The 21,186-nt window shown below is 67.9% G+C and carries 19 protein-coding genes; 10 read left to right on the top strand and 9 right to left on the bottom strand.

Annotated elements, in window-relative coordinates; genetic code table 11:
* Position 1 precedes the first annotated feature (1 nt).
* The 5 genes from prmA to ppa form a co-directional block, all read right to left on the bottom strand.
* Positions 2-916, bottom strand: a complete 915-nt coding sequence (gene prmA, locus HNO51_RS12970; protein ID WP_209537618.1) for a 50S ribosomal protein L11 methyltransferase — start codon at positions 914-916, stop codon at positions 2-4.
* A gap of 64 nt (positions 917-980) precedes the next feature.
* The gene (gene accC, locus HNO51_RS12965) at positions 981-2,321 is read right to left on the bottom strand and encodes an acetyl-CoA carboxylase biotin carboxylase subunit (RefSeq protein ID WP_197447753.1); all 1,341 of its coding nucleotides are present in this window, start codon (positions 2,319-2,321) and stop codon (positions 981-983) included.
* A 27-nt stretch (positions 2,322-2,348) separates the two neighbouring features.
* Positions 2,349-2,813, bottom strand: a complete 465-nt coding sequence (accB, locus tag HNO51_RS12960; RefSeq protein WP_197447752.1) for an acetyl-CoA carboxylase biotin carboxyl carrier protein — start codon at positions 2,811-2,813, stop codon at positions 2,349-2,351.
* A 208-nt stretch (positions 2,814-3,021) separates the two neighbouring features.
* Positions 3,022-4,875 carry a protein-disulfide reductase DsbD gene (gene dsbD, locus HNO51_RS12955; RefSeq protein ID WP_209537617.1) on the bottom strand — a complete coding sequence of 618 codons (1,854 nt, stop codon included), beginning with the start codon at positions 4,873-4,875 and terminating at the stop codon, positions 3,022-3,024.
* A gap of 230 nt (positions 4,876-5,105) precedes the next feature.
* The gene (gene ppa, locus HNO51_RS12950) at positions 5,106-5,636 is read right to left on the bottom strand and encodes an inorganic diphosphatase (RefSeq protein ID WP_197447750.1); all 531 of its coding nucleotides are present in this window, start codon (positions 5,634-5,636) and stop codon (positions 5,106-5,108) included.
* Between the two features lie 196 nt (positions 5,637-5,832).
* Between ppa and HNO51_RS12945 the strand changes: the two genes are divergently transcribed.
* Complete coding sequence (locus HNO51_RS12945) at positions 5,833-7,599, top strand: protein kinase domain-containing protein (protein WP_422674238.1); 1,767 nt, start codon at positions 5,833-5,835, stop codon at positions 7,597-7,599.
* A 63-nt stretch (positions 7,600-7,662) separates the two neighbouring features.
* Here HNO51_RS12945 and HNO51_RS12940 read toward each other — a convergent pair whose 3' ends face one another.
* Positions 7,663-8,922, bottom strand: a complete 1,260-nt coding sequence (locus tag HNO51_RS12940; protein WP_197447748.1) for a 6-phosphofructokinase — start codon at positions 8,920-8,922, stop codon at positions 7,663-7,665.
* A gap of 181 nt (positions 8,923-9,103) precedes the next feature.
* Here HNO51_RS12940 and mpl point away from each other — a divergent pair, with 181 nt between their 5' ends.
* The 3 genes from mpl (at position 9,104) to HNO51_RS12925 (ending at position 11,812) form a co-directional block, all read left to right on the top strand.
* Entirely contained in the window at positions 9,104-10,483 is a 1,380-nt protein-coding gene (gene mpl / locus HNO51_RS12935; protein WP_209537616.1) for a UDP-N-acetylmuramate:L-alanyl-gamma-D-glutamyl-meso-diaminopimelate ligase, read from the top strand.
* On the top strand, positions 10,476-11,117 hold the full coding sequence (locus HNO51_RS12930) for a flavin prenyltransferase UbiX (protein WP_209537615.1): 642 nt from the start codon (positions 10,476-10,478) through the stop codon (positions 11,115-11,117). Before mpl ends, HNO51_RS12930 begins: the two co-directional genes overlap by 8 nt.
* 71 nt (positions 11,118-11,188) lie before the next feature.
* The gene (locus tag HNO51_RS12925; protein ID WP_197447745.1) at positions 11,189-11,812 is read left to right on the top strand and encodes a LysE family translocator; all 624 of its coding nucleotides are present in this window, start codon (positions 11,189-11,191) and stop codon (positions 11,810-11,812) included.
* 22 nt (positions 11,813-11,834) lie between these two features.
* On the opposite strand, the gene HNO51_RS12920 is transcribed toward HNO51_RS12925, so the two are convergent.
* From HNO51_RS12920 to HNO51_RS12910, 3 genes are read right to left on the bottom strand one after another with little or no spacing between them, the layout of a single operon-like run.
* On the bottom strand, positions 11,835-13,232 hold the full coding sequence (locus HNO51_RS12920; RefSeq protein ID WP_197447744.1) for a bifunctional DedA family/phosphatase PAP2 family protein: 1,398 nt from the start codon (positions 13,230-13,232) through the stop codon (positions 11,835-11,837).
* 37 nt (positions 13,233-13,269) lie between these two features.
* Entirely contained in the window at positions 13,270-14,202 is a 933-nt protein-coding gene (locus tag HNO51_RS12915; RefSeq protein ID WP_234283458.1) for a diguanylate cyclase domain-containing protein, read from the bottom strand.
* Positions 14,195-15,064, bottom strand: coding sequence for a hypothetical protein (locus HNO51_RS12910; RefSeq protein WP_197447743.1), 870 nt, complete (start codon positions 15,062-15,064; stop codon positions 14,195-14,197). The genes HNO51_RS12915 and HNO51_RS12910 overlap by 8 nt, the downstream gene beginning before the upstream one ends.
* 90 nt (positions 15,065-15,154) lie before the next feature.
* Here HNO51_RS12910 and HNO51_RS12905 point away from each other — a divergent pair, with 90 nt between their 5' ends.
* The 6 genes from HNO51_RS12905 to rodA all read left to right on the top strand — a co-directional run bounded on the left by HNO51_RS12905 (position 15,155) and on the right by rodA (position 21,159).
* A complete protein-coding gene (locus tag HNO51_RS12905; RefSeq protein ID WP_209537614.1) occupies positions 15,155-16,456 on the top strand; it encodes a glutamate-5-semialdehyde dehydrogenase in 1,302 nt (433 codons plus the stop codon).
* Between the two features lie 68 nt (positions 16,457-16,524).
* Positions 16,525-17,154, top strand: coding sequence for a nicotinate-nucleotide adenylyltransferase (gene nadD, locus HNO51_RS12900; RefSeq protein WP_197451040.1), 630 nt, complete (start codon positions 16,525-16,527; stop codon positions 17,152-17,154).
* A gap of 66 nt (positions 17,155-17,220) precedes the next feature.
* On the top strand, positions 17,221-17,583 hold the full coding sequence (gene rsfS / locus HNO51_RS12895; protein WP_197447741.1) for a ribosome silencing factor: 363 nt from the start codon (positions 17,221-17,223) through the stop codon (positions 17,581-17,583).
* Positions 17,580-18,047, top strand: coding sequence for a 23S rRNA (pseudouridine(1915)-N(3))-methyltransferase RlmH (gene rlmH / locus HNO51_RS12890; protein ID WP_197447740.1), 468 nt, complete (start codon positions 17,580-17,582; stop codon positions 18,045-18,047). The genes rsfS and rlmH overlap by 4 nt, the downstream gene beginning before the upstream one ends.
* Positions 18,048-18,087: 40 nt before the next feature.
* Positions 18,088-19,995, top strand: coding sequence for a penicillin-binding protein 2 (gene mrdA, locus HNO51_RS12885; RefSeq protein ID WP_209537613.1), 1,908 nt, complete (start codon positions 18,088-18,090; stop codon positions 19,993-19,995).
* Between the two features lie 3 nt (positions 19,996-19,998).
* Positions 19,999-21,159: a rod shape-determining protein RodA gene (gene rodA / locus HNO51_RS12880; protein WP_197447738.1), complete on the top strand. Its 1,161-nt coding sequence runs from the start codon at positions 19,999-20,001 to the stop codon at positions 21,157-21,159.
* Positions 21,160-21,186 lie beyond the last annotated feature (27 nt).

The following is a 21,186-nucleotide window of genomic DNA, read 5'->3' as shown; positions in this document are numbered from 1 at the left end:
GTCAGGCCGGGCGCTGTCCGCTGAGCCTGACCCAACCCTCGCGAACCTGCGGCTCGTCCATCCTCAGGCCCTCGCCGCGATAGGCATCGAGCACCTCGTCGGCCTGGCTTTCGAGAATGCCCGACAGTGCCACTCTTCCGCCGGGTGCGACATGCCCGGCGATGGTCGGGGCCAGCTCCACCAGGGGGCCGGCCAGGATGTTGGCGACCACCAGGGGAAAGCGGCGTCCAGAGGCGAGCTGCTCGGGATAGCAAAGCGTGAGTTCATGCTCGGTAACGTCGTTGCGTATGGCATTGTCGCGGCTCGCCTGCAGGGCCTGGGGGTCGATGTCGGTGCCGGTGGCCGTTGTCGCGCCCAGCTTGAGCGCGGCGATGGCCAGGATGCCGGAACCGCAGCCCACGTCCAGCACCTCGACGCCGTCGAGCTTTCCCGCCAGCGCCAGGGCGTCGAGCCATTCGAGGCACAGCGCCGTGGTGGGGTGGGTGCCGGTGCCGAAGGCCAGGCCCGGGTCCAGGTGCAGGTTGACGGCGTCCAGGTCCGGCGGCTCGTGCCAGCTGGGCACGATCCACAGCCGCTGGCCCATGCGCAGCGGTTGGAAGTCCTCCATCCACTCGCGCTCCCAGTCGCGATCGGCGAGCAGTTCGTGCTCGATGACCGGGCAGGGGTCGTCGGGCATGGTCTCGGCCCAGGCCGCGGCGAGGCGCTCGAGCATCGCCTCGAGGCCCTCGAGGTCGTCGTACAGGCCGGTCAACACCGTCTCGTTCCACAGCGGCGTGGTGCCGCGTTCGGGCTCGAATACCGGGTCGTCGTGGGCATCCTGGAGGGTAATGGCGGTGGCGCCTTCGGCCAGCAGCAGTTCCTCGAGCCGTTCGGCCTGCTCCGGGGCGATGCGGGCCTTGAGTTGCAGCCAGGGCATGGGGGTCTCCGTGCGTAACGCAGGCGGGGTGGCCGTGGCCACCCCGCCGGGAGCGAACGTCGGCTCAGGAGCCGAGCTTCTTCTCCAGGTAGTGGATGTTGACGCCGCCCTGTTGGAAGTGGCCGTCGCGGACCAGGTCCTTGTGCAGGTCGGTATTGGTCTTGATACCTTCCACCAGCAGCTCGTCGAGACCGTTGCGCATGCGCGTCAGCGCGATCTCTCGGCTATCGCCCCAGGTGATCAGCTTACCGATCAGCGAGTCGTAGTGGGGCGGCACGGTATAGCCGGTGTAGAGATGCGAATCCATGCGCACGCCCAGCCCGCCCGGCGGATGATAGAGCGTGACCTTGCCGGGGGAGGGCATGAAGGTGCGCGGGTCCTCAGCGTTGATGCGGCACTCGAAGGCGTGACCGTTGAGCTTGACGTCCTCCTGGCGGATCGACAGCGGCAGTCCCGAGGCGATGCGCAGCTGCTCGCGAACGATGTCCACGCCGGTCACCATCTCGGTGACGGGATGCTCCACCTGCACTCGGGTGTTCATCTCGATGAAGAAGAACTGGCCGTCCTCGTAGAGGAACTCGAAGGTACCGGCGCCGCGATAGTCGATCTCGATGCAGGCCTGACGGCATGCCTCGAGCACCTTGGCCCGGGCCTCGGGATCGATGCCGGGGGCGGGGGCCTCTTCCAACACCTTCTGGTGGCGCCGTTGCAGCGAGCAGTCGCGGTCGTACAGGTGGATGGCGTTGCCCTGGCCGTCGGCCAGCACCTGGACCTCGACGTGACGCGGCCGCTCGAGGAACTTCTCCATGTAGACCGTGCCGTCGCCGAAGGCGGCATGCGCCTCGGTGCGGGTCACGTTGATCGCCGACAGCAGGTGTCCCTCGGTGTGCACCACACGCATGCCGCGCCCGCCGCCGCCGGCAGCGGCCTTGATGATCACCGGGTAGCCGATGCGCCGGGCGATGGTGACGTTGTCGCCTTCGTCGTCGCCCAGCGGGCCGTCCGAGCCGGGAACCGTGGGCACGCCGGCCTTCTTCATGGCCTCGATGGCGCTGACCTTGTCGCCCATCAGGCGGATGGTCTCGGCGCGTGGGCCAATGAACACGAACCCGGAGCGCTCCACCTGTTCGGCAAAGTTGGCGTTCTCGGAGAGAAAGCCGTAGCCGGGGTGAATGGCGCTCGAATCGGTGACTTCGGCGGCGCTGATCAGCGCCGGGATGTTGAGGTAGGACTGCGCCGAAGAGGCCGGCCCGATACACACGGCCTCGTCGGCCAGGCGCACGTGCATCAGTTCACGGTCGGCCTTGGAGTGCACCGCGACCGTCTTGATGCCCAGTTCCTTGCAGGCGCGCAGGATTCGCAGAGCGATCTCGCCGCGATTGGCGATGAGAACCTTGTCCAGCATAGGGAGTCCGCCAGTGTCGGTGAATGATCAGGAAATGACGAGCATCGGCTGGTCGAACTCGACCGGCTCGCCGTCCTCGACCAGGATTGCCTCGATCACGCCGTCACGGTCGGCTTCGATCTGGTTCATCATCTTCATCGCTTCGACGATGCACACGGTCTCGCCCTTCTTGACGCTCTGGCCCACTTCGACGAAGGGCTTCGAGCCCGGCGCCGGGCTGCGGTAGAAGGTGCCGACCATCGGCGAGGTCAGGGCGTGGCCCTGGTAGCTGGCGGCGGGGGCCTCTTCGGCGGGTCCGGCGGCGGGAGCCGGTGCGGCCGGGCTGGGCGCCGCCTGTGGCGCGGCATACTGCGGCAGGGGCGCCTGGGGCCAGCTGACGCCGTTGGGGTGGCGGCTGATACGCACCGATTCCTCGCCTTCCTGAATCTCGATTTCGCTGATATTGGATTCTTCCAGCAGCTCGATCAGTTTCTTGACCTTACGGATATCCATGTTGAGTCTCGACCGGTGAGTAAATGGCGATGGGCGAGGGCGCTGTCAACCCAAGCCAACTTTCGATAGATCGCGGCAAGATGACGAACATTGCCGGCTCTATAGGCCTTGATAAGCGTCGTTGGCGGAGTGTGCCTAAAATCGCGAGGGATGTCCAGCCGGTCGGGAACGCTGTTCGATACGGTAGTAGCCTGGGCCGGCGGTGGTATCAGCTGCGCTGTCGCTCGAACCAGTCGAGTATCCCGTTGAGGTGGCTGGCGAGCTCGCCGGCCCTGACTTCACCCTGGATGCGGGCTTCGCGGATCTCCTCTTCCCCGCTGAAGAATAGCAGGCTCGGTGGGCCGAACAGGCCGAAGTGATCGAGCAGTGCGCGGGTGGTGTCGTCGGTGCGGGTCACGTCGACGTTGATGCGGGCGAATTGCGAGAGCGGCTCGGCGACCTGGGGGTCGGGATAGACTTGGCGCTCCATCTGCTTGCAGGAGATGCACCAGTCCGCGGTGAAGTGCACGAAGGCGGGCTGGCCCTGGGCTGCGCCCGAGCGAAGTGCGCCGCGCAGGGCCTCGAGGTCTTCCACGGTGGTGACCTGGACGCGCTCGGCGGTGCCGGTTGCGGCATGGAATGGCGCCAGTGGGCGCAGCGGGTCGCCGCCGCCCATGGCGGCACCGAATACCAGGGCGATGCCCCAGGCCAGCAGTATCAGGCCGGCGGCTTGGCGCACCCGCGGCCAACCCTGGGCCAGGTTGAACGAGAGCGCGCCCAGCGCCAGGGCGCTGCCGATCGCCAGCGCCGCCCACAGCAGCAGGCCCGCGGCGGAAGGCAGCAGGCGCTCGACCAGCCATACCGCGACGCCGAGCAGCAGGATGCCGAAGGCGATCTTGACGCCGTTCATCCAGGCACCGCTGCGCGGCAGCGCGGTGGCACCGAAGGTGCCGACCAGCAGCAGCGGTACGCCCATGCCCAGGCTCAGTGCCAGCAGGGCGGCACCTCCCATCAGTGCGTCGCCGGTAGAGGAGATGAACACCAGGGCGCCGGCCAGGGGCGCTGACACGCAGGGCGAGACCACCAGCACCGACAGCGCGCCGGCGCCGGCGAGGCCTAGCGGCCCGCTGCGCTGGGCGCGTGCCTGCCAGGCGTCGATCCGGCTTGCCAGGCGGGGCGTCAGGCGCAGGTCGAAGGCACCGAACATGGCCAGCGCGAAGACGACGAAGAGCAGCGCGAAGACGATCAGCACGGGGGCGGATTGCAGGTGCGCCTGCAGGTTGAGTCCCGCGCCGAACAGCCCCATCAGCATGCCGACCACGGCATAGGTGAGCGACATGCCGCCGACGTAGCTGGCGGAGAGCGCGAAGGCGCGCGGGCGGCTGGGATGCTGGCCGACGATGATCGAGGAGAGAATCGGCACCATCGGCAGCACGCAGGGGGTAAAGGTCAAGCCCAGCCCGGCAAGGAAGAACAGCCCCAGCGCCAGCGGCAGACTGGCCTCGTCGATCAGGCGACTGAAGCGGCCATCCTCGCTCTGCAGGGCGGGAGGTGATGCGCCGGCCGTGTCTTCGCCGATCCCGTCGTCCTCGCCGTCGGCCTCGCGCCAGCCGACGAAGGCGGCCGGCATGGCGCTGGCGGGGGCCTGCAGCTCGACCCGTTCGGGGGGGTAGCAGAGCCCGGCATCGGCGCAGCCCTGGAAGCTGACCGTGACGTCCAGCGGGCCCTCGGCGCCTTGCGGGAGCGGGGCCTCGAAGACCACGCGATCGTAGAAGACGTAGACATCGCCGAGGAATTCGTCGCTCTTGAACTCGCCCTCGGGAAGGGTCGGCTCGCCGATCTCCACCGCCTCGTCGCGGCTCTCGACGCCCAGCCGGTGTCGGTAGAGATAGTAGCCCTCGGCGTTCTCGAAGCCGATGAACAGCGTCTCGCCATCGTGCCAGGCGCTGGGCTGGAAGGCCTCCCGCACCGGCAGGAAGTCACCCTGGCCGTTGCCGGAGGAGAACCACTGGGCCTGGGCGACCAGCGGCAGCCACAGCAGCAGGCAGTAGAGCAGGCGTATGACGAGGTGGCGACGGGTCAACGCAGTAGTCCTTGTGGCAAGCGGAGGCTGTCGGCAGCGGCACGCCTCGGAGGAGGCGGCCCCCTGGTTGACTCGCGAGCGAAGCGTCGAGTTCCCCGGGCCAAGGTGCCGAACGGTTCTAGAATACCTCAGTCGGCGGCGGCGTTAGAACCTTACGCCTGCGCTGTGATGTCGCACGAAAGCGAGCGGGCCGCCCCATGGGGCGGCCCGCTCGGAAGAGGCAGTTCTGCTCAGGCCTTGTCGTAGGCGGCGACGGCCTTCTCGATTGCCTTGTGGGCGGCATCGGCGCCTTCCCAGGACTCCACCTTCACCCACTTGCCCTTTTCGAGATCCTTGTAGTTCTCGAAGAAGTGCGCGATTTGCTGGCGCAGCAGTTCGGGCAGGTCGGTGACCTCCTGCACGTCGTCGTAGAGCGTGGTCAGCTTGGCGTGGGGCACGCACACCAGCTTGGCGTCTTCGCCGGCCTCGTCGGTCATGTTGAGGATGCCCACCGGGCGCGCGCGGATGATGCTGCCGGCCTGGACCGGGTAGGGCGTGACCACCAGGGCGTCGAGGGGGTCGCCGTCGTCGGCCAGGGTGTGGGGAATGAAGCCGTAGTTGGCCGGATAGAACATCGGGGTGGCCATGAAGCGGTCAACCAGAAGAGCGCCCATCTCCTTGTCGATCTCGTACTTGATCGGAGCGTGGTTGGCAGGAATCTCGATGGCGACGTAGACGTCGTTGGGTAGGTCCTTGCCGGCAGGGATGTGGTCGAAGTTCATCGTCGCTTCCTTCGTTGGGCGAAAAGTGAAGACATCGCAAAATGCGCCGAATTATACGGACCAGACCCGAGGATTACCAATGCGACATAGGTGAGGGTGGGGGTCTGGCCGGCTTGGGCTTTGGTTGACAGGTTGCGTTTCTCGCAACCGTGTATGATGGCCCTCGTCAGGCGGTTCGGCCAGCGATGCGGAGCGAATGGTGATCAGTGGCGATATCTTGAAGGAGCGTGTCTTGCCATCCAATCGACTGTCTCTCAGCGTCGGGCAGGCCTTCGTGGCGCCGGATCAGCGGAACCACCGCAGCTCGATGTCGGTTCGGATTCCCGATGAGGTGGGGCAGTTCGCCGCCAAGGGCGCCTGCGCGGTGATCAGCGACACCAGCTTGCGCAATGCCATCGCCAAGCAGGCCGGCGACCTCAGCGTGAGGGGGTTTCTGGCCGATTACTTTTCCACGCCGGATCACTGGGACGTGAAAACCTCGGCGACTCGCGTGCTGCGGGCGCTCAACGGCTGGTGCTACAGCCAGAGCACCTTCGTCGAAGGCGGCAGCTACGTCGCCTCCCTTTCGGCCATGATCTACCGCGGGCGTGACGCTTACCTGTTCCACATGGGCGATACCCTGGTCTTCCGCCTGCGTGGCGCCGAGTTCGAGCAGCTCTCGCGTGACCACATCACCGACCTGGGGGGGTATCGCTATCCCTCGCGAGCCCTGGGGCTCGATGGCAGCATCGACATCGACTACATGCAGCTGCCGCTCAAGCAGGGCGACATCTTCCTGTTCACCACCCAGGCGGTGCGCGGCACCCTGATGCCGTCCGACTACGTAGGGCTGATTCGTCAGGATGCCAGCGACCTCGACGCGGCCTGCGAGCGCCTGGCCGCGGCGGCACGGGAGCGGGCCCAGGAGCGAGGCTACGGCGCCGATCAGTTCTGCTTCCAGCTAGTGCGCATCGACCAGCTGCCCGAGGAGGAGCGCGATCATCCGAGCCGCATCTACGGCGACCTGCCGATCCCGCCCGAGCTCTCCCCGGGTGAGCGAATCGACGGCCTGGAGGTGCAGGAGGTGCTGTCGCGTACCGCCCAGTCGCGCGTCTATCGGGTGCGCGACAGCCGCACCGAGCGCGAGATGGTGATGAAGGCGCCGAGCCCTGAACTGTCCAACCGCAACGCCTATCTCGAGCACTTCCTGCTGCAGCAGTGGGTAGTGGAGCGGGTCAAGTCGCCGTTCGTGGCCCGCGTCATGGAATCCTCGCGTCCGCGCCGCTACCTCTACTACCTGATGGCCTACGTGGAAGGCATGACGTTGACCGAGTGGGCCCAGCGCCACCCCCAGGCCAGCCTGGCCCAGCGCCTCGACATCGCCATGCAGCTGGGCAAGGCGGTGCAGGCGCTGCATCATCGAGAGGTGCTGCACCAGCGCATCCACCCCGACAACATCCTGATCGACATCCACGGCCAGGTGGTCCTGACCGACTTCAGCGCCTGCCACATGCGCGACCTGGACGGCCACCGCCGCTCACGCGAGCTGGCCCGCCAGACCGGGCTGTCCGAACACAGTGCGCCGGAGTATGCGCTGGACGACAGCGTCGGCCGGCGCAGCGACCAGTACTCGCTGGCCTCGACCACCTATTGGCTGCTTACCGGGGAGCTGCCCTACGAGCTGAGCCCCGATCGGCTGCGTAGCCATACCGACCTCGAGCAGCTCAGCTACCGCAGCGCCAGGCTGTTCAATCCCGAAATCTCGGCGCAGCTCGACGACACCCTGCGACGAGCGCTGGACCCCCAGCGTTCGCTGCGCTTCCGGCGCATGTCCGAGCTGCTCTACTCACTGCGGCACCAGGAGGGGCGAGGCCGGCCGAGGCGTCGCGATCCACGCCGGCTGCTGCGCGAGCCGGCCAACTTCTGGCAGGGGGTCGCCGGTATCCTGCTGCTGCTGCTGGTGCTCTCGTGGCTGCTGCGCTGACACGGGCCCGACACGACGAAGCCCCCGCCGGGGCGAGGGCTTCGTCGCGAACTCGACGCTGGATCAGAGCTTGAACTCGGGCAGCTTGCGCTCGACCTTGGCCAGCTTGAGATTGGCCACCTTGGGCAGCCCGTTCTCGTAGGGCGGGTAGTCCTCCCCCTGGATCAGCGGGGCCAGGTAGCGGCGGCAGGCAGCGGTGATGCCGAAGCCATCCTCGCGGATGAAGTCGCGCGGCATGAACTTCTCGCGGTTGGCGACCTCGGCCAGCGGCGCGGACTCGATGCGCCACTCGTAGGGGGTGTCACTGACCCGCTTGATCGCGGGCATCATGGCGTTCTGGCCGGCCACGGCCAGCTCCACCGCCTGCTGGCCCACCGCATAGGCCTGCTCCACATCGGTGCGCGAGGCCAGGTGGCGTGCCGCGCGCTGCAGGTAGTCGGCCACCGCCCAGTGGTACTTGTAGCCGAGGTCCTGCTTGACCATGCCGGCGAGCGTGGGCGCCACGCCGCCCAGCTGGCGGTGGCCGAAGGCGTCGGTGTTGCCCGAGTCGGCGAGGAAGGTGCCGTCCTCGTAGCGGGCGCCTTCGGAGACCACGATCACGCAGTAGCCGTACTTCTTCACGCACTCCTCGACCCGCGCCATCACCTTGCTGCGCTCGAAGGGCACCTCGGGGAAGATCACCAAATGGGGGGGCTCGCCTTCCCCTTCGCCGGCCAGTGCACCGGCGGCGGCGATCCAGCCGGCATGACGCCCCATCACCTCGAGCACGAAGACCTTGGTCGAGGTGGCGCACATGGAGGCGATGTCCAGCGAGGCTTCCAGGGTGGAGGTGGCGATGTACTTGGCCACGCTGCCGAAGCCCGGCGAGTTGTCGGTGATCGGCAGGTCGTTGTCGACGGTCTTGGGCACATGGATGGCGGTCAGCGGATAGCCCATCTTCTCGGAGAGCTGCGAGACCTTGAGGCAGGTGTCGGCGCTGTCGCCGCCGCCATTGTAGAAGAAGTAGCGGATGTCGTGAGCCTTGAAGACCTCGATCAGGCGCTCGTACTGGGCGCGATGACTCTCGATGTCCTTGAGCTTGTAGCGGCAGGAGCCGAAGGCGCCGCCGGGGGTATGCCGCAGGGCGGCGATCGCCTCGTCCGATTCCTGGCTGACGTCGATCAGGTCCTCGGTCAGGGCGCCGATGATGCCGTTGTGTCCGGCATAGACCTTGCCGATGCGGTCGGCATGTTGGCGGCAGGCTTCGATCACGCCGCAGGCGCTGGCATTGATCACGGCGGTGACACCGCCGGACTGGGCATAGAAGGCGTTATGCTGGGCCATGGGGCTTATGGGCTCCTGGGAAATGTCCATTTTCATGCGTCACGACGAGGCGTGACATTTTAGACGAAAGGCGGCGAACCTGCACGCCGCTGGAGGGGCGCCGCCAGGCCGTGCTAGTCTGCCGGTTCCTTTTCGGCGGGCAGCGCCCGCCAGCTCTACCAGGTGAACAAGGTCGGATTGCATGCACCTTCATATTCTCGGTATCTGCGGCACCTTCATGGGGAGCCTGGCCCTGCTGGCGCGCGACCTGGGGCATACCGTCACCGGTTCGGACTCGGGCGTCTATCCGCCGATGAGTACCCAGCTCGAAGAGGCCGGTATCGGCCTGTATGAAGGCTACGCCGAGGCTAACCTGACGCCGCCCCCCGACCTGGTGGTGGTCGGCAATGCCATGACCCGTGGCAATCCCGAGGTCGAGGCGTTGCTCGACCTGGGCCTGCCCTATACCTCCGGCCCCCAGTGGCTGGCCGAGCACGTGCTGCCGGGGCGCCGGGTCATCGCCGTGGCCGGCACCCACGGCAAGACCACCACCGCGAGCCTGGCCGCCTGGCTGCTGGAGTCGGCCGGGTTCGAGCCGGGCTTTCTGATCGGCGGCGTGCCGCGCAACTTCGGCGTATCGGCAAGGCTCGGTGGCGCGGGTGCACCCTTCGTGGTCGAGGCCGACGAGTACGACACCGCGTTCTTCGACAAGCGTTCGAAGTTCGTGCACTACCGCCCCGAGATCGCCGTGCTCGGCAATCTCGAGTTCGATCACGCCGATATCTTTGCTGACCTGGCCGCCATCGAACGTCAGTTCCACCATCTGGTGCGTACCGTTCCGCGACGCGGCCGGCTGCTGGTGGCCGATGGCGAACCGGCGCTGGACCGAGTGCTGGACATGGGCTGCTGGACGCCGGTGGAGCGCTTCGGCAGCGCGGCGGAGAGCGCCTGGCGGCTGGTGCTGGAGCGCGACGACGCCTCGCGCTTCCGGGTGGTACACCAGCAGGGCGAGGTGAACGAGGACGCCGTGGTCGACTGGGCGCTGACCGGTAGCCACAACGCGCGCAACGCCCTGGCGGCCCTGGCCGCGGCGCATGCCTGCGGCGTCGACCTGGCGCGGGGGTGTGCGGCGCTGTCGCGCTTCGAGACGCCACGCCGGCGCCAGGAGGTGCGCGGCGAGGTGGCCGGCATCCAGGTCATTGACGACTTTGCCCACCACCCCACCGCCTTCGCGGCCACCCTCGAGGGGCTGCGTGCCGCCACGCCGCGCGGTCGCCTGCTGGCGGTGATCGAGCCGCGCTCCAACACCATGCGCCTGGGGACCATGCGCGACCGCCTGACAGCGAGCGTCGCCGCCGCCGACCTGGCGTTCTGGTACCAGCCGCCGGGCCTCGACTGGTCGCTGGCCCCGGTGGTTGAAGCCAGCCCCGTGCCGGCACGGCTCGAGGAGGACATCGACGCGCTGGTCTCGGCGCTGGTGGCCGAGGCGCGCCCGCTCGACCGCATCGTGGTGATGTCCAACGGCGCCTTCGGCGGTATCCACGAGAAGCTGCTGGCGGCGCTCGAGGTGGCGCATGGCTGAGGCAGGTTCCGGGCCGAGGGATAAGTCGGGCTTCCAGCCCCCCGTGACGGTGGCGATCACCGGCGCCTCCGGAGCCCAGTACGGCCTGCGCCTGATCGAGGCGCTGGTGGCTGCGGGGCACGAAGTGTGGGTGATGATCTCCAAGGCCGCGCATCTGGTGATCGAGACCGAGACCGATGCCGACCTGCCGGCACGACCCGAGCGGCTGGCCCGGGCGCTGATCGAGCGCAGCGGGGCCGCCCCCGGCCAGATTCGCTGCTTCGGTCGCGAGGAGTGGATGGCGCCGGTGGCCTCGGGCTCCGGTGCGCCGTCGGCCATGGTGATCTGCCCTTGCTCCACCGGCACGCTGTCGGCAGTGGCCACCGGTGCGAGCAACAACCTGATCGAGCGCGCCGCCGACGTGGCGCTCAAGGAGCGCCGCCGGCTGATCCTGGTGCCGCGCGAGACGCCGCTGTCGGCCATTCATCTCGAGCACATGCTGAACCTGACCCGCATGGGGGCGGTCATCCTGCCCGCCGCGCCCGGTTTCTACCACAAGCCCGAGAGGGTGGAGGATCTCGTCGACTTCATCGTGGCCCGCATCCTCAATCAGCTCGGCATCGAGCACCGGCTCCTGCCGCGCTGGGGCGAATGAACTTCGCCGTCGTGTCATCGCCACGTCACGAGCGGACGTCACGCTAGGAGTAAGGGAAACAGGCCTGCGCCATGATCAAGCTATCGTTGCTGTCGGTCTTCGTGCCGACCTTTCTTTTCGTCTCGCTGACGCCTGGCATGTGCATGACCCTGTCGATGGTGCTGGGCATGACCCAGGGGGTGAAGCGCACGCTATGGATGATGGCCGGCGAGCTCATCGGCGTGGGGCTGGTGGCTGCCGCCGCCGGTGCCGGCGTGGCCACGCTGATGCTGCGCCAGCCGGAGCTGTTCGCGCTGTTCAAGTGGGTCGGCGGCGCCTACCTCGGCTACCTGGGGGTGATGATGTGGCGCTCCCGGGGTCGCATGGCGATTCCCCTCGAGAACGTCGAGCTGGCGCCGGCCACGCGTGGTCAGCTGGCGCTGCAGGGCTTCGTCACGGCGGTGGCCAACCCCAAGGGCTGGGCCTTCTTCGTCGCCCTGCTGCCCCCCTTCCTCGATGCGTCGCGTCCGCTGGGCGGACAGCTGGCGGCGCTGATCGGTGTGATTCTCACCATCGAGTTCCTGAGCCTGTTGCTGTATGCCGCCGGCGGGCGCGGTCTGCGGCGCGTGCTCGGCGAGAGTGGCAACGTCCGGCTGCTCAACCGCATCGCCGGCACGCTGATGGTGGGCGTGGGGGGCTGGCTGGCCTTCGGCTGAACCCCGGCCGTCGCGGCGTTCGTCACACGGCCGGCAGCAGCGCCACCCGGGCGCCGAGCAGCACCAGCGAGGCGACCGTCAGCCAGGGCCAGGGGCAGGGGCTCAGCGGGGCATGGGGGCGGCGTTGCCAGGCCAGGCGCACCAGCGCGCAGACCACCAGTCCCAGCAGACCGCCGCCGATCAGATCGGAGAGCCAGTGAACGCCGATCACCAGGCGTGACAGCGCCATGGGCAGGGTCAGGGCAATGGCGAGCCAGTAGATCCAGAAGCGCCGCTGCGGGGGCAGCTCCTGGGCGATGAAGGCGGCGGCCAGGCCGTAGAGTACCACGGCGGAGGAGGCGTGGGCGCTGGGGTAGGACAGCGAGCCTAGCAGGTAGTCCGGCGTTTCCGGCCGTGGCCGGCCGATCAGCGCCTTGCCCAGTATGTTGAGCACGGCAATGCCGCCGAGCCCGGCGGCAACATGGGCGAGGGCGGCCAGGTGGCGGCGGGCCAGCAGCCAGGCGCCCCAGGGCAGCACCAGAGCCAGGATTCCAGCGATGTCGCCGACGCGCGCCAGCAGCTCGCCCGCCTCGGGCAGCAGCGGCACCACCAGGGCGTCGAAGAAACTGTTCACCTGAAGGTCGATGGGAAAGGGGCCGTCCTGGCGGATCACGGCGATGGTCAGGCCGGAAAGCCCGCCGAGCGAGAAGATCAGCAGCAGCCAGCTGGCCAGGGGCATCTCGCCGTGCCAACTTCCCTTCAACCAGGTCCGGCGCAGCAGCGGGTGGCGCCTAGCGCCGCTTGCCAGCACCCGGTAGACGCGGCCCGGGCGGCTCACCTGCTGGCGCAGCCACGAGAAAGCTACCGCCAGCACCACGAGCATCACGGCCAGCGTGATCAGCAGCGCCTCGAGCCCCGCCGGAATCGTCAGCAGTTGCTGCCAGGTCTGCCCCAGCAGGTATCCCGGCAGCACATAGGTGGGCGCCCACAGCGCCGCCGAGACCAGGTTGGCCCACAGGAAAGTGCGCGGCGGCATGTGCAACATGCCGGCAATCAACGGGATGACGGGGCGAACCGGGCCGACGAAGCGGCCGAAGAACACCGACAGGCTGCCGTAGTGCTGAAAGAAACGTGCGCCTCGCGCCAGCCACTCCGGATGACGCGACAGTGGCCACAGCCGGGTGACCCGCTCGCGCTGGGTATAGCCCAGGGTGAAGCTGAGCCCGTCGCCGAGTATGGCACCGCAAAACGCGGCCAGCAGCAGCGAGGTCACGGCCATGTCCTGATGGCCGGCCAGCGAGGCCGCCGCGGTCATCAGGACCACCCCGGGCAGCAGCAGGCCGATCAGGGCCAGCGATTCGATCATGGCGATGGCGCCCACGGTGAACAGCAGCAGCTGGGGGGAGGGGGCGAGTTGCAGCAGGGCTTCGGTCAGGCTCAAGCATCGACTCCTTGGTTACCGGCTTGCGTGAATCCCTTCAGTTATTGCTGAGATGGCGGGTCAAGGTCAGCAGCCGCTGTTCGAAGCGCGGCCAGCTTTCCCCTGGGAGGCGCTGGCAGTGGGCGATTTTCACCTGCAGCGGTCCGGTGTCCACCAGCACCGTGGTTTCCAGTGCCTGTCCGATGCGCTGCTGTACCATCTGGACCCCGCTCTGGCTGGTGTCCGGCAGTACCAGCCAGAATGTGGAGGCGCTCTGCCGGCCGAGGAAGTCATGGCGGCGCGAGAAGCGATTGACAGCCAGGCAGAGCGCATCGAGCAGGGCCTGGCGTGCCCGGTTGCCGAACTGCTCGCTGGCCATTTCCAGCTGGGGCAGGTGGAGTGCCAGCACGGCAAAGGGCTGGCCGAGGAACTGGGTGCGCTTGTACTCGCTGGCGAGCAGTTCGTGCATGGCCTCGCGAGCCAGGGCATTGCAGTGCGGGTCGCGTGGATTGGTGGCGTCCAGCAGCGCCTGCTGGCGGCGCTGCTCCCAGGGAACCAGTGCCACCACCAGTGCCATGGCGACATAGCTCAGCGCCAGGTGAACGTCCAGCTGCGTATCGCTGAGCAGGAGCCAGACAGGGGCCAGCAGCAGGTTGAGCAGCATGGCAGAGGCGAGAGGCAGCAACAGCACCGTGAGCAGCGGGGCGAAGCCGAGCCACATGATACCCGCCTCGTCCAGCCATGGCAGCTCCAGGGCCAGCATCAGGTAGCCGACGATCAGCGCCAGGTAGGCGGACAACCTCGCCTGGCTGGCGCTGGCGACGCACATCAGGCAGGCCACCAGCATGACCAGGGCGAGAGAGGCCGGCAGCAGGATGCGACTGTAGTCGCCCATCAGGTAGCGCCAGATCGCATAGCCGCCCAGCAACAGGGTGGCAATGGCGTACGCAATGACGATTCGGCCCATATGGGGGCGGTTGGCCTCAGCCATGGACGCGCTCCGTCTCGACCTGGAGTTCCTCGCGCTGGCGCTCGAAGCGCTGTACCGCTTCCTCGAGCGTGCCCAGGCCGCTCAGCGAGGCGAAGCGGACCTTGGCATTGGGGCGCAGCCCCTTGAGCAGTGTATGGCGTCGTTCGCTGGCCTGCTTGTCATCCCGGCTCAGCAGCAGGGTGGCCAGGGTGCGGTGGTCGAGACGATAGCAGTTCTCGAACTCATGGGTCAGGCGGCACAGGTCCTGGGCCATCGGCCACAGCTGATGCCGTGAGGTACGCAGCAGCATCAGCTCGGCGTGTACCCCCTCACGCCGGCAGCGCGCGCGCTCCCGGCGCAGGTCGGTGGCAAGCTGCTGGCCGCTCCACAGGGGCAGGCCTGGTACCAGGCGCATGCGCTGGCGTGCGGCAGCGCGGGTCGGGAACCAGTAGCGGTTGCGAGCCAGGCCCAGCAGCATCAGCGGCAGCAGCACCAGGCCGGAGAACAGCGTCTGCTCGATGCCCAGCAGGTCCGCCAGCAGCCACCAGGTCAGTGCCGCCAGAAGGCAAGTGAGGGCCAGCACCCAGCCAGGCTGCGGCAGCATCAGCAGGGCGGGCCAGACCCACAGCCACAGGGCGTGACGCGCTGGGTCGGCGACGAGCAGCCCGGCCAGCAACAGGCTGGGCAGCAACTGCCAGGGTATGGTGGCGGGGCGGCGATGGCTCAGTTCGAGCAGGCTGGCCGTGACCATCAGCCAGATGCTGGCCAAGACCAGCAGCAAGGCGCTGGACAGCTGTTCCGACAGGTACGCCAGCAGGATCAGCAGCAGCGCTGCAGCCCATAGGTTCAGGCGCATCAGCCCGACTTTGTACTTGCTCTGCATGGTGCCTTACTATGGAGTTCGTCGTATTGTCGCGCCAGTATAACGTCCGCAGCGCCGTGTGGCGCTCTGCCCAGGAGAACTTCGTCCAGCATGCCCGCTCACGCCTCCCAACCCGAACGCACCGAAGCCGCGGTGGTCGATGTCGTCGCCTACATGACCCGCCTCGGCGAGGCGGCGCGCAGCGCTGCCAGCCAGATGCGCCGCGCCGTCACCGGCGACAAGAACCGAGCCCTGCTGGCGATGGCCGAGCAGCTCCAGCGTCGCCGCTGCGAGATCCTGGCCGCCAACGCCGCGGACCTCGCGCGCGGCCGAGCCAACGGCCTGGAGCCGGCGCTGCTCGACCGCCTGGCGCTGGATGATGCGCGGCTCGATGCCATGGTGGAGGGCCTGGAGCAGGTGGCGGCGCTGCCCGACCCCGTCGGCGAGATCGACGGGCTGCGCTTTCGCCCCAGCGGCATCCAGGTGGGCCAGATGCGCGTACCGCTCGGCGTGATCGGCATCATCTACGAATCGCGCCCCAATGTGACCCTGGAGGCCGCCAGCCTGTGCCTCAAGTCGGGCAACGCCAGTATTCTGCGCGGCGGCTCCGAGGCGCGCGACTCCAACGCGGCGATTGCCGCCTGCATCGGCGAGGGGCTGCGCGAGGCCGGGCTGCCGGAGGGTGCCGTGCAGGTCGTGGCGACCACCGACCGGGCCGCGGTGGGGCAAATGATCGCCATGCCCCAGTACGTCGACGTGATCATACCGCGCGGTGGCAAGTCCTTGATCGAGCGCATCTCGCGCGAGGCGCGGGTGCCGGTGATCAAGCACCTGGACGGCGTATGCCACGTCTATATCGATGCCTCGGCGGACCCCGCGAAGGCGCTGGCGATCGCCATCAACGCCAAGACGCATCGCTACGGCACCTGTAACACCATGGAGACGCTGCTCATCGACGCCCCCATGGCGGAGGAACTGCTGCCGCAACTGGCCGCGGCGTATGCCGAGCATGGCGTCGAACTGCGCGGCTGCGAGCGGAGTCGCGCCATTCTCGCCGGCATTGCCGCCGCGACCGAAGCGGACTGGTACGCCGAGTACCTGGCCCCGGTGCTGGCAATACGCGTGGTCGACGGCATCGATGCCGCCATCGATCACATCGAGCGCTACGGTTCGCACCACACCGACGCCATCGTCACCGAGGACTACGGTTTGGCGCGCCGCTTCATGGCCGAGGTCGATTCCAGTTCGGTGATGGTCAACGCCTCGACCCGCTTCGCCGACGGTTTCGAATACGGCCTGGGGGCGGAGATCGGTATTTCCACCGACAAGCTGCACGCCCGGGGGCCGGTGGGGCTCGAGGGGCTGACCACCCGCAAGTACGTGGTACTGGGCGATGGACAGGTCCGCCGGTGACCGCACACCAGACCAGTACGCAGCCGGCCCGGCACGCCGCGCTGCCACTGGAGCCGCCGCGGGTGGCCATGCTGGGCGGCACCTTCGACCCCGTCCACCTGGGACACCTGCGCAGCGCCGTGGAGCTGCTCGAGGCCCTGGGGCTGGATCGGGTCCACATGGTGCCGGCCAAGATACCGCCCCTGCGCGGTGCCCCCCAGGTCACCCCCGAGGAGCGCCTGGCGCTGCTGCGGCTGGGCATCGGCGAGACGCCAGGGCTGGTCGCCGATCCGCGTGAACTCGAGCGCGACGGGCCCTCGTACAGTGCTGATACCCTGGCCAGTCTGCGCGGCGAGTACGGCAACCAGGCAAGGCTCGTCATGGCCCTGGGGCATGACGCCTTCCTGCGCCTGGCCGACTGGCAGTCGCCTCGGCGTCTTTTCGAACTGGCCCACCTGGTAGTGATCGATCGCCCCGGCCACGACGCCCCGCTGCCGTCGGCCCTGGCTGAACTGATCAGAGGGCGTGAAGTCGCGAGTGCCGAGGCGTTGATGCGGCGCCCCGCGGGCCACCTGCTGCGGCTTGCGCTACCGACGCGCATGGCGATTTCGGCGACCGAGATTCGCCGGCGGCTCGCATCGGAACGGAGTGTGCGCTACCTGCTGCCCGAAGCCGTCGAGGCGAGAATCCTCGCCAACTTGCTTTATCGGCGTCGCTGAGCGCTGCCAGCGGCAGCCCAAGACGATACAATGACGGTGACCAAGACTTCCCGTTGACGAGGGGCTATGCAGAACGATTCGCTCAAGACTCTGGTGGTAGAGGCGTTGGACGACCTCAAGGCCAAGGACGTGGTGCAACTGGACGTGTCCCGGCTGACCAGCGTGACCGACCTGATGATCGTGGCCAGCGGCACTTCCACGCGTCACGTCGCCGCGCTTGCCGATCACGTGGTTCAGCAGGCCAAGGCCGGCGGTATCCAGCCACTGGGTGTGGAGGGGCAGGCCGGGTCCGACTGGGTCCTGGTGGACCTGGGCGATCTGGTCGTCCACGTCATGCTCCCCGAGACCCGCCAGCTGTACGACCTGGAACGGCTGTGGGCCGATCTGCCGAGCGACTCGGAGCCGCAGCAGGAACACGGTGGCGTATGAGAATCCGCCTGCTGGCGGTCGGCACGCGCATGCCGGGCTGGGTCAACGACGGCGTCGAAGAGTACCGCAAGCGTCTGCCGCGCGATTTTGCCCTGGAAATCGAGGAGATCGTTCCCGGTCAGCGCGGCAAGAACGCCGACACGGCCAGGGCCGTGGCGGCCGAGGCGAAGCGGATTCGCGAGCGGCTGCGCGGCGATGAATTCACGGTCGCGCTCGAGGTCGCGGGGAAGCCCTGGAGCACCGAGCGCCTGGCCCGGGAGGCCGAGACCTGGCGCCTCGAGGGACGCGACGTGGTGCTGCTGGTGGGCGGGCCCGACGGGCTGGCCCCGGAGCTCTCCGCCTCTGCCGACCGGCGCTGGTCGCTCTCTCCACTGACCCTGCCGCATCCGCTGGTCAGGGTGATCCTGGCAGAGCAGCTCTACCGCGCCTGGACCCTGCTGGTCGGGCACCCCTATCACCGCTGAACGGCGGCTTCACGAACTTTGAGTCGAGACCATTTTCGGCATGCGCGACCGCCGCGAGACGTTGAAGAATCCCGAGCAGGAGCTGCGCATCTTTCGCGTGCGGGCATTTCTTGCCGTATTGACCATCCTGCTGTTGATCGGATTGCTGGCGGGGCGGCTGGTGTATCTCCAGGTCGTCCAGCACGAAGTCTACAGTACCCGCTCCGAGAAGAACCGCGTGCGAGTGGAGCCGCTGCCGCCCACTCGCGGGTTGATCTACGATCGTAACGGAATGCTGCTGGCCGAGAACCGCCCCACCTACAACCTGACACTCACGCGCGAGCGGGTCGACGATCTCGATGCCACCCTGGACCGGCTCGAGGAGCTGCTGGAGCTGACGCCGCCGGAGGCCGAGGGCTTTCGGCTGCGCGCGCGTCAGCCTCAGCGGCCGTTCCAGCCGGCGCTGCTGATGAGCGATCTCGACGAGGCGCAGATCGCCCGGCTGGCCGTCAACCGGCATCGGCTTCCCGGGGTCGAGGTCGAGGCGCAGCTGCTGCGCTACTACCCCGATGCCCATGTCATGGCCCATGCTCTCGGCTATGTCGGGCGCATCAACGCCGATGAGCTCAAGGAGCTCGATTCCGGGCGCTATGCCGGTACCCACTTCATCGGCAAGACCGGGGTGGAGCGCTTCTACGAAGACGTGCTGCATGGCCAGGCCGGCCTGCGCCAAGTGGAAACCAACGCCCGCGGGCGGGTGCTGCGCGAGCTGGGGCGCACCGACCCCGTGCCCGGTCAGAACCTGACCCTGACGCTCGACAAAGAGCTGCAGCTTCTGGCCTACGAGCTGCTCGATGGCCGCCGCGGCTCGATCGTCGCCGTGGCGCCCCAAACCGGCGAGATACTGGCCATGGTCTCGACGCCGGGATTCGACAGCAACCAGTTCGTCACCGGGATCGACTTCGACTCCTACCGCGCGCTGCAGGAGGACATCGACCTGCCGCTGTTCAACCGCGCCATCCGCGGCCAGTATCCACCGGGCTCCACCATCAAGCCGTTCCTGGCGTTGGCCGGGCTGGCCGAAGGCGTGATCACGCCCGAGAAGACGATCAACGACCCGGGCTTCTACCAGCTGCCCAACGACAGCCGTCGCTACCGCAACTGGCTGCGCTGGGGGCATGGGCGGGTCGACATGGAGCGCGCCATCGCCGTCTCCAACAACACCTACTACTATTCTCTGGCGCATGACATGGGCATCGACCGCCTGCACGAGCAGATGAGTGCCTTCGGCTTCGGCCAGCGCGTCGGCCATGACGTCTTCGGTGAGAGTGCGGCCCTGATGCCTTCGCGGGACTGGAAGCGGGCCCGCTTCAACCAGCCCTGGTACCCCGGCGAGACGCTCTCGGTCGGCATCGGCCAGGGGTACTGGCAGGTCACGCCGCTGCAGCTGGCCACGGCCACCGCCGTACTCGCCAATCGCGGCCAGTGGGTCAAGCCGCGCCTGGCCCGGCGAATCGGCGACGAGGACGTGCCGATCCAGCTGCCGGATACCCCCGCCGACATCGTCATCCAGAACGACGCCTGGTGGGACCGCATCTTCTCCGGCATGGAGAAGGTCCTCACGGGGCACGAGGGCACGGCCAGGCGTACCGGGGTGGATCTCGAGTATCGCATGGGCGGCAAGTCCGGCACCGCCCAGGTCTTCTCGCTCGGGCAAGACCAGCGCTACAACGCCGAGGAGCTGGCCGAACGGCTGCGCGACCATGCGCTGTTCATGGCCTTCGCTCCACTGGAGGAGCCCCAGATCGCCGTGGCCGTGATCGTGGAGAATGCCGGGGGGGGCAGTACCCATGCCGCGCACCTGGCACGCGCCATCACCGACGCCTGGCTGCTGGAGGAGGAGGCTCCCGATGTCGAGGAGGTGCGCGAGGTGATGGAGAATGATACCGGCAGCGTGGCGGGGAACTGAGCGATGACGTGGATGGGAGTGGCAAAGGGGCTGCGCGCGCGGCCGGTGAAGGCACCGCAAGACGGCATATCACGGCGCAAGAGCATCTGGGAGCGCACCCATCTCGACCCCTGGCTGCTGCTGCTGCTGCTGGTACTGCTGGTCGCGGGGCTGGGGGTGCTCTACAGTGCCAGCGGCCAGCGCATCGAAGTGGTCATGGCCCAGGGCACTCGCTTCCTGGTCGCGCTCGTGGTGATGCTGACCCTGGCACAGCTTCCGCCTGCCACGCTGCTGCGCTGGGCGCCGCTGACCTATGGCGCCGGGCTGCTGATGCTGGTCGCGGTGGAGGTCGTGGGCGACATCGGCATGGGGGCCCAGCGCTGGCTCGAGATCCCTGGGGTGATCCGCTTCCAGCCCTCCGAGCTGATGAAGCTGGCCATGCCCCTGATGCTGGCGGCCTGGCTGGGGCGACGCGAACTCCCGCCGCGCTGGAAGGACCTGCTGGTGTGTGCGGCGATACTCGGCGTACCCATCGTGTTGATCGCCAAGCAGCCGGACCTCGGCACCTCCCTGCTGGTGGGGTGCGCCGGGGTCTTCGTGGTGCTGCTGGCGGGGCTCTCGTGGCGCTTCATCGGCCTGCTCTGCGTGGGCGCGGCGGCGGCGCTGCCGCTGCTGTGGATCAACCTGCACAACTACCAGCGGCAGCGGGTGTTGACCTTTCTCAACCCCGAAAGCGACCCTCTGGGGGCCGGTTGGAACATCATCCAGTCGACCACGGCCATCGGCAGCGGTGGCCTGTGGGGCAAGGGCTGGCTGCAGGGAACCCAGTCGCAGCTGGAGTTCCTGCCCGAGCGGCACACCGACTTCATCGTGGCGGTGCTCGGCGAAGAATTCGGCCTGGTGGGCATGCTGCTCGTGCTGCTGCTCTACCTGCTGATCGTGCTCCGCGGGCTGTGGCTCTCCGCCGTGGCCCACGACACCTTCGGGCGCCTGCTGGGCGGCAGTATCATCCTGACGTTCTTCATCTACGTCTTCGTCAACGTAGGCATGGTCAGCGGCATTCTGCCCGTGGTCGGGGTACCGCTACCGTTGGTCAGCTACGGTGGGACCTCCAGCGTGACCTTGCTGGCGGGATTCGGTATTCTCATGTCCATTCATGGGCACCGCCGCCTGCTGCCGCGCTGATGGCCGGCGCAGCGCGTTGCGGGCTCG

It is taken from the genome of Billgrantia sulfidoxydans (assembly GCF_017868775.1).
GTDB lineage: Bacteria > Pseudomonadota > Gammaproteobacteria > Pseudomonadales > Halomonadaceae > Halomonas > Halomonas sulfidoxydans.
This window is presented reverse-complemented; position numbering and strand designations above follow the sequence as displayed.

What these genes read in the sequence shown, in the direction of transcription:
- prmA (WP_209537618.1), bottom strand. Translation starts at nt 916, where the DNA reads ATGCCCTGGCTGCAACTCAAGGCCCGCATCGCCCCGGAGCAGGCCGAA.
- accC (WP_197447753.1), bottom strand. Translation starts at nt 2,321, where the DNA reads ATGCTGGACAAGGTTCTCATCGCCAATCGCGGCGAGATCGCTCTGCGA.
- accB (WP_197447752.1), bottom strand. Translation starts at nt 2,813, where the DNA reads ATGGATATCCGTAAGGTCAAGAAACTGATCGAGCTGCTGGAAGAATCC.
- ppa (WP_197447750.1), bottom strand. Translation starts at nt 5,636, where the DNA reads ATGAACTTCGACCACATCCCTGCCGGCAAGGACCTACCCAACGACGTC.
- HNO51_RS12945 (WP_422674238.1), top strand. Translation starts at nt 5,833, where the DNA reads ATGGTGATCAGTGGCGATATCTTGAAGGAGCGTGTCTTGCCATCCAAT.
- HNO51_RS12940 (WP_197447748.1), bottom strand. Translation starts at nt 8,922, where the DNA reads ATGGCCCAGCATAACGCCTTCTATGCCCAGTCCGGCGGTGTCACCGCC.
- mpl (WP_209537616.1), top strand. Translation starts at nt 9,104, where the DNA reads ATGCACCTTCATATTCTCGGTATCTGCGGCACCTTCATGGGGAGCCTG.
- HNO51_RS12930 (WP_209537615.1), top strand. Translation starts at nt 10,476, where the DNA reads ATGGCTGAGGCAGGTTCCGGGCCGAGGGATAAGTCGGGCTTCCAGCCC.
- HNO51_RS12925 (WP_197447745.1), top strand. Translation starts at nt 11,189, where the DNA reads ATGATCAAGCTATCGTTGCTGTCGGTCTTCGTGCCGACCTTTCTTTTC.
- HNO51_RS12915 (WP_234283458.1), bottom strand. Translation starts at nt 14,202, where the DNA reads ATGGCTGAGGCCAACCGCCCCCATATGGGCCGAATCGTCATTGCGTAC.
- HNO51_RS12910 (WP_197447743.1), bottom strand. Translation starts at nt 15,064, where the DNA reads ATGCAGAGCAAGTACAAAGTCGGGCTGATGCGCCTGAACCTATGGGCT.
- HNO51_RS12905 (WP_209537614.1), top strand. Translation starts at nt 15,155, where the DNA reads ATGCCCGCTCACGCCTCCCAACCCGAACGCACCGAAGCCGCGGTGGTC.
- nadD (WP_197451040.1), top strand. Translation starts at nt 16,525, where the DNA reads ATGCTGGGCGGCACCTTCGACCCCGTCCACCTGGGACACCTGCGCAGC.
- rsfS (WP_197447741.1), top strand. Translation starts at nt 17,221, where the DNA reads ATGCAGAACGATTCGCTCAAGACTCTGGTGGTAGAGGCGTTGGACGAC.
- rlmH (WP_197447740.1), top strand. Translation starts at nt 17,580, where the DNA reads ATGAGAATCCGCCTGCTGGCGGTCGGCACGCGCATGCCGGGCTGGGTC.
- mrdA (WP_209537613.1), top strand. Translation starts at nt 18,088, where the DNA reads ATGCGCGACCGCCGCGAGACGTTGAAGAATCCCGAGCAGGAGCTGCGC.
- rodA (WP_197447738.1), top strand. Translation starts at nt 19,999, where the DNA reads ATGACGTGGATGGGAGTGGCAAAGGGGCTGCGCGCGCGGCCGGTGAAG.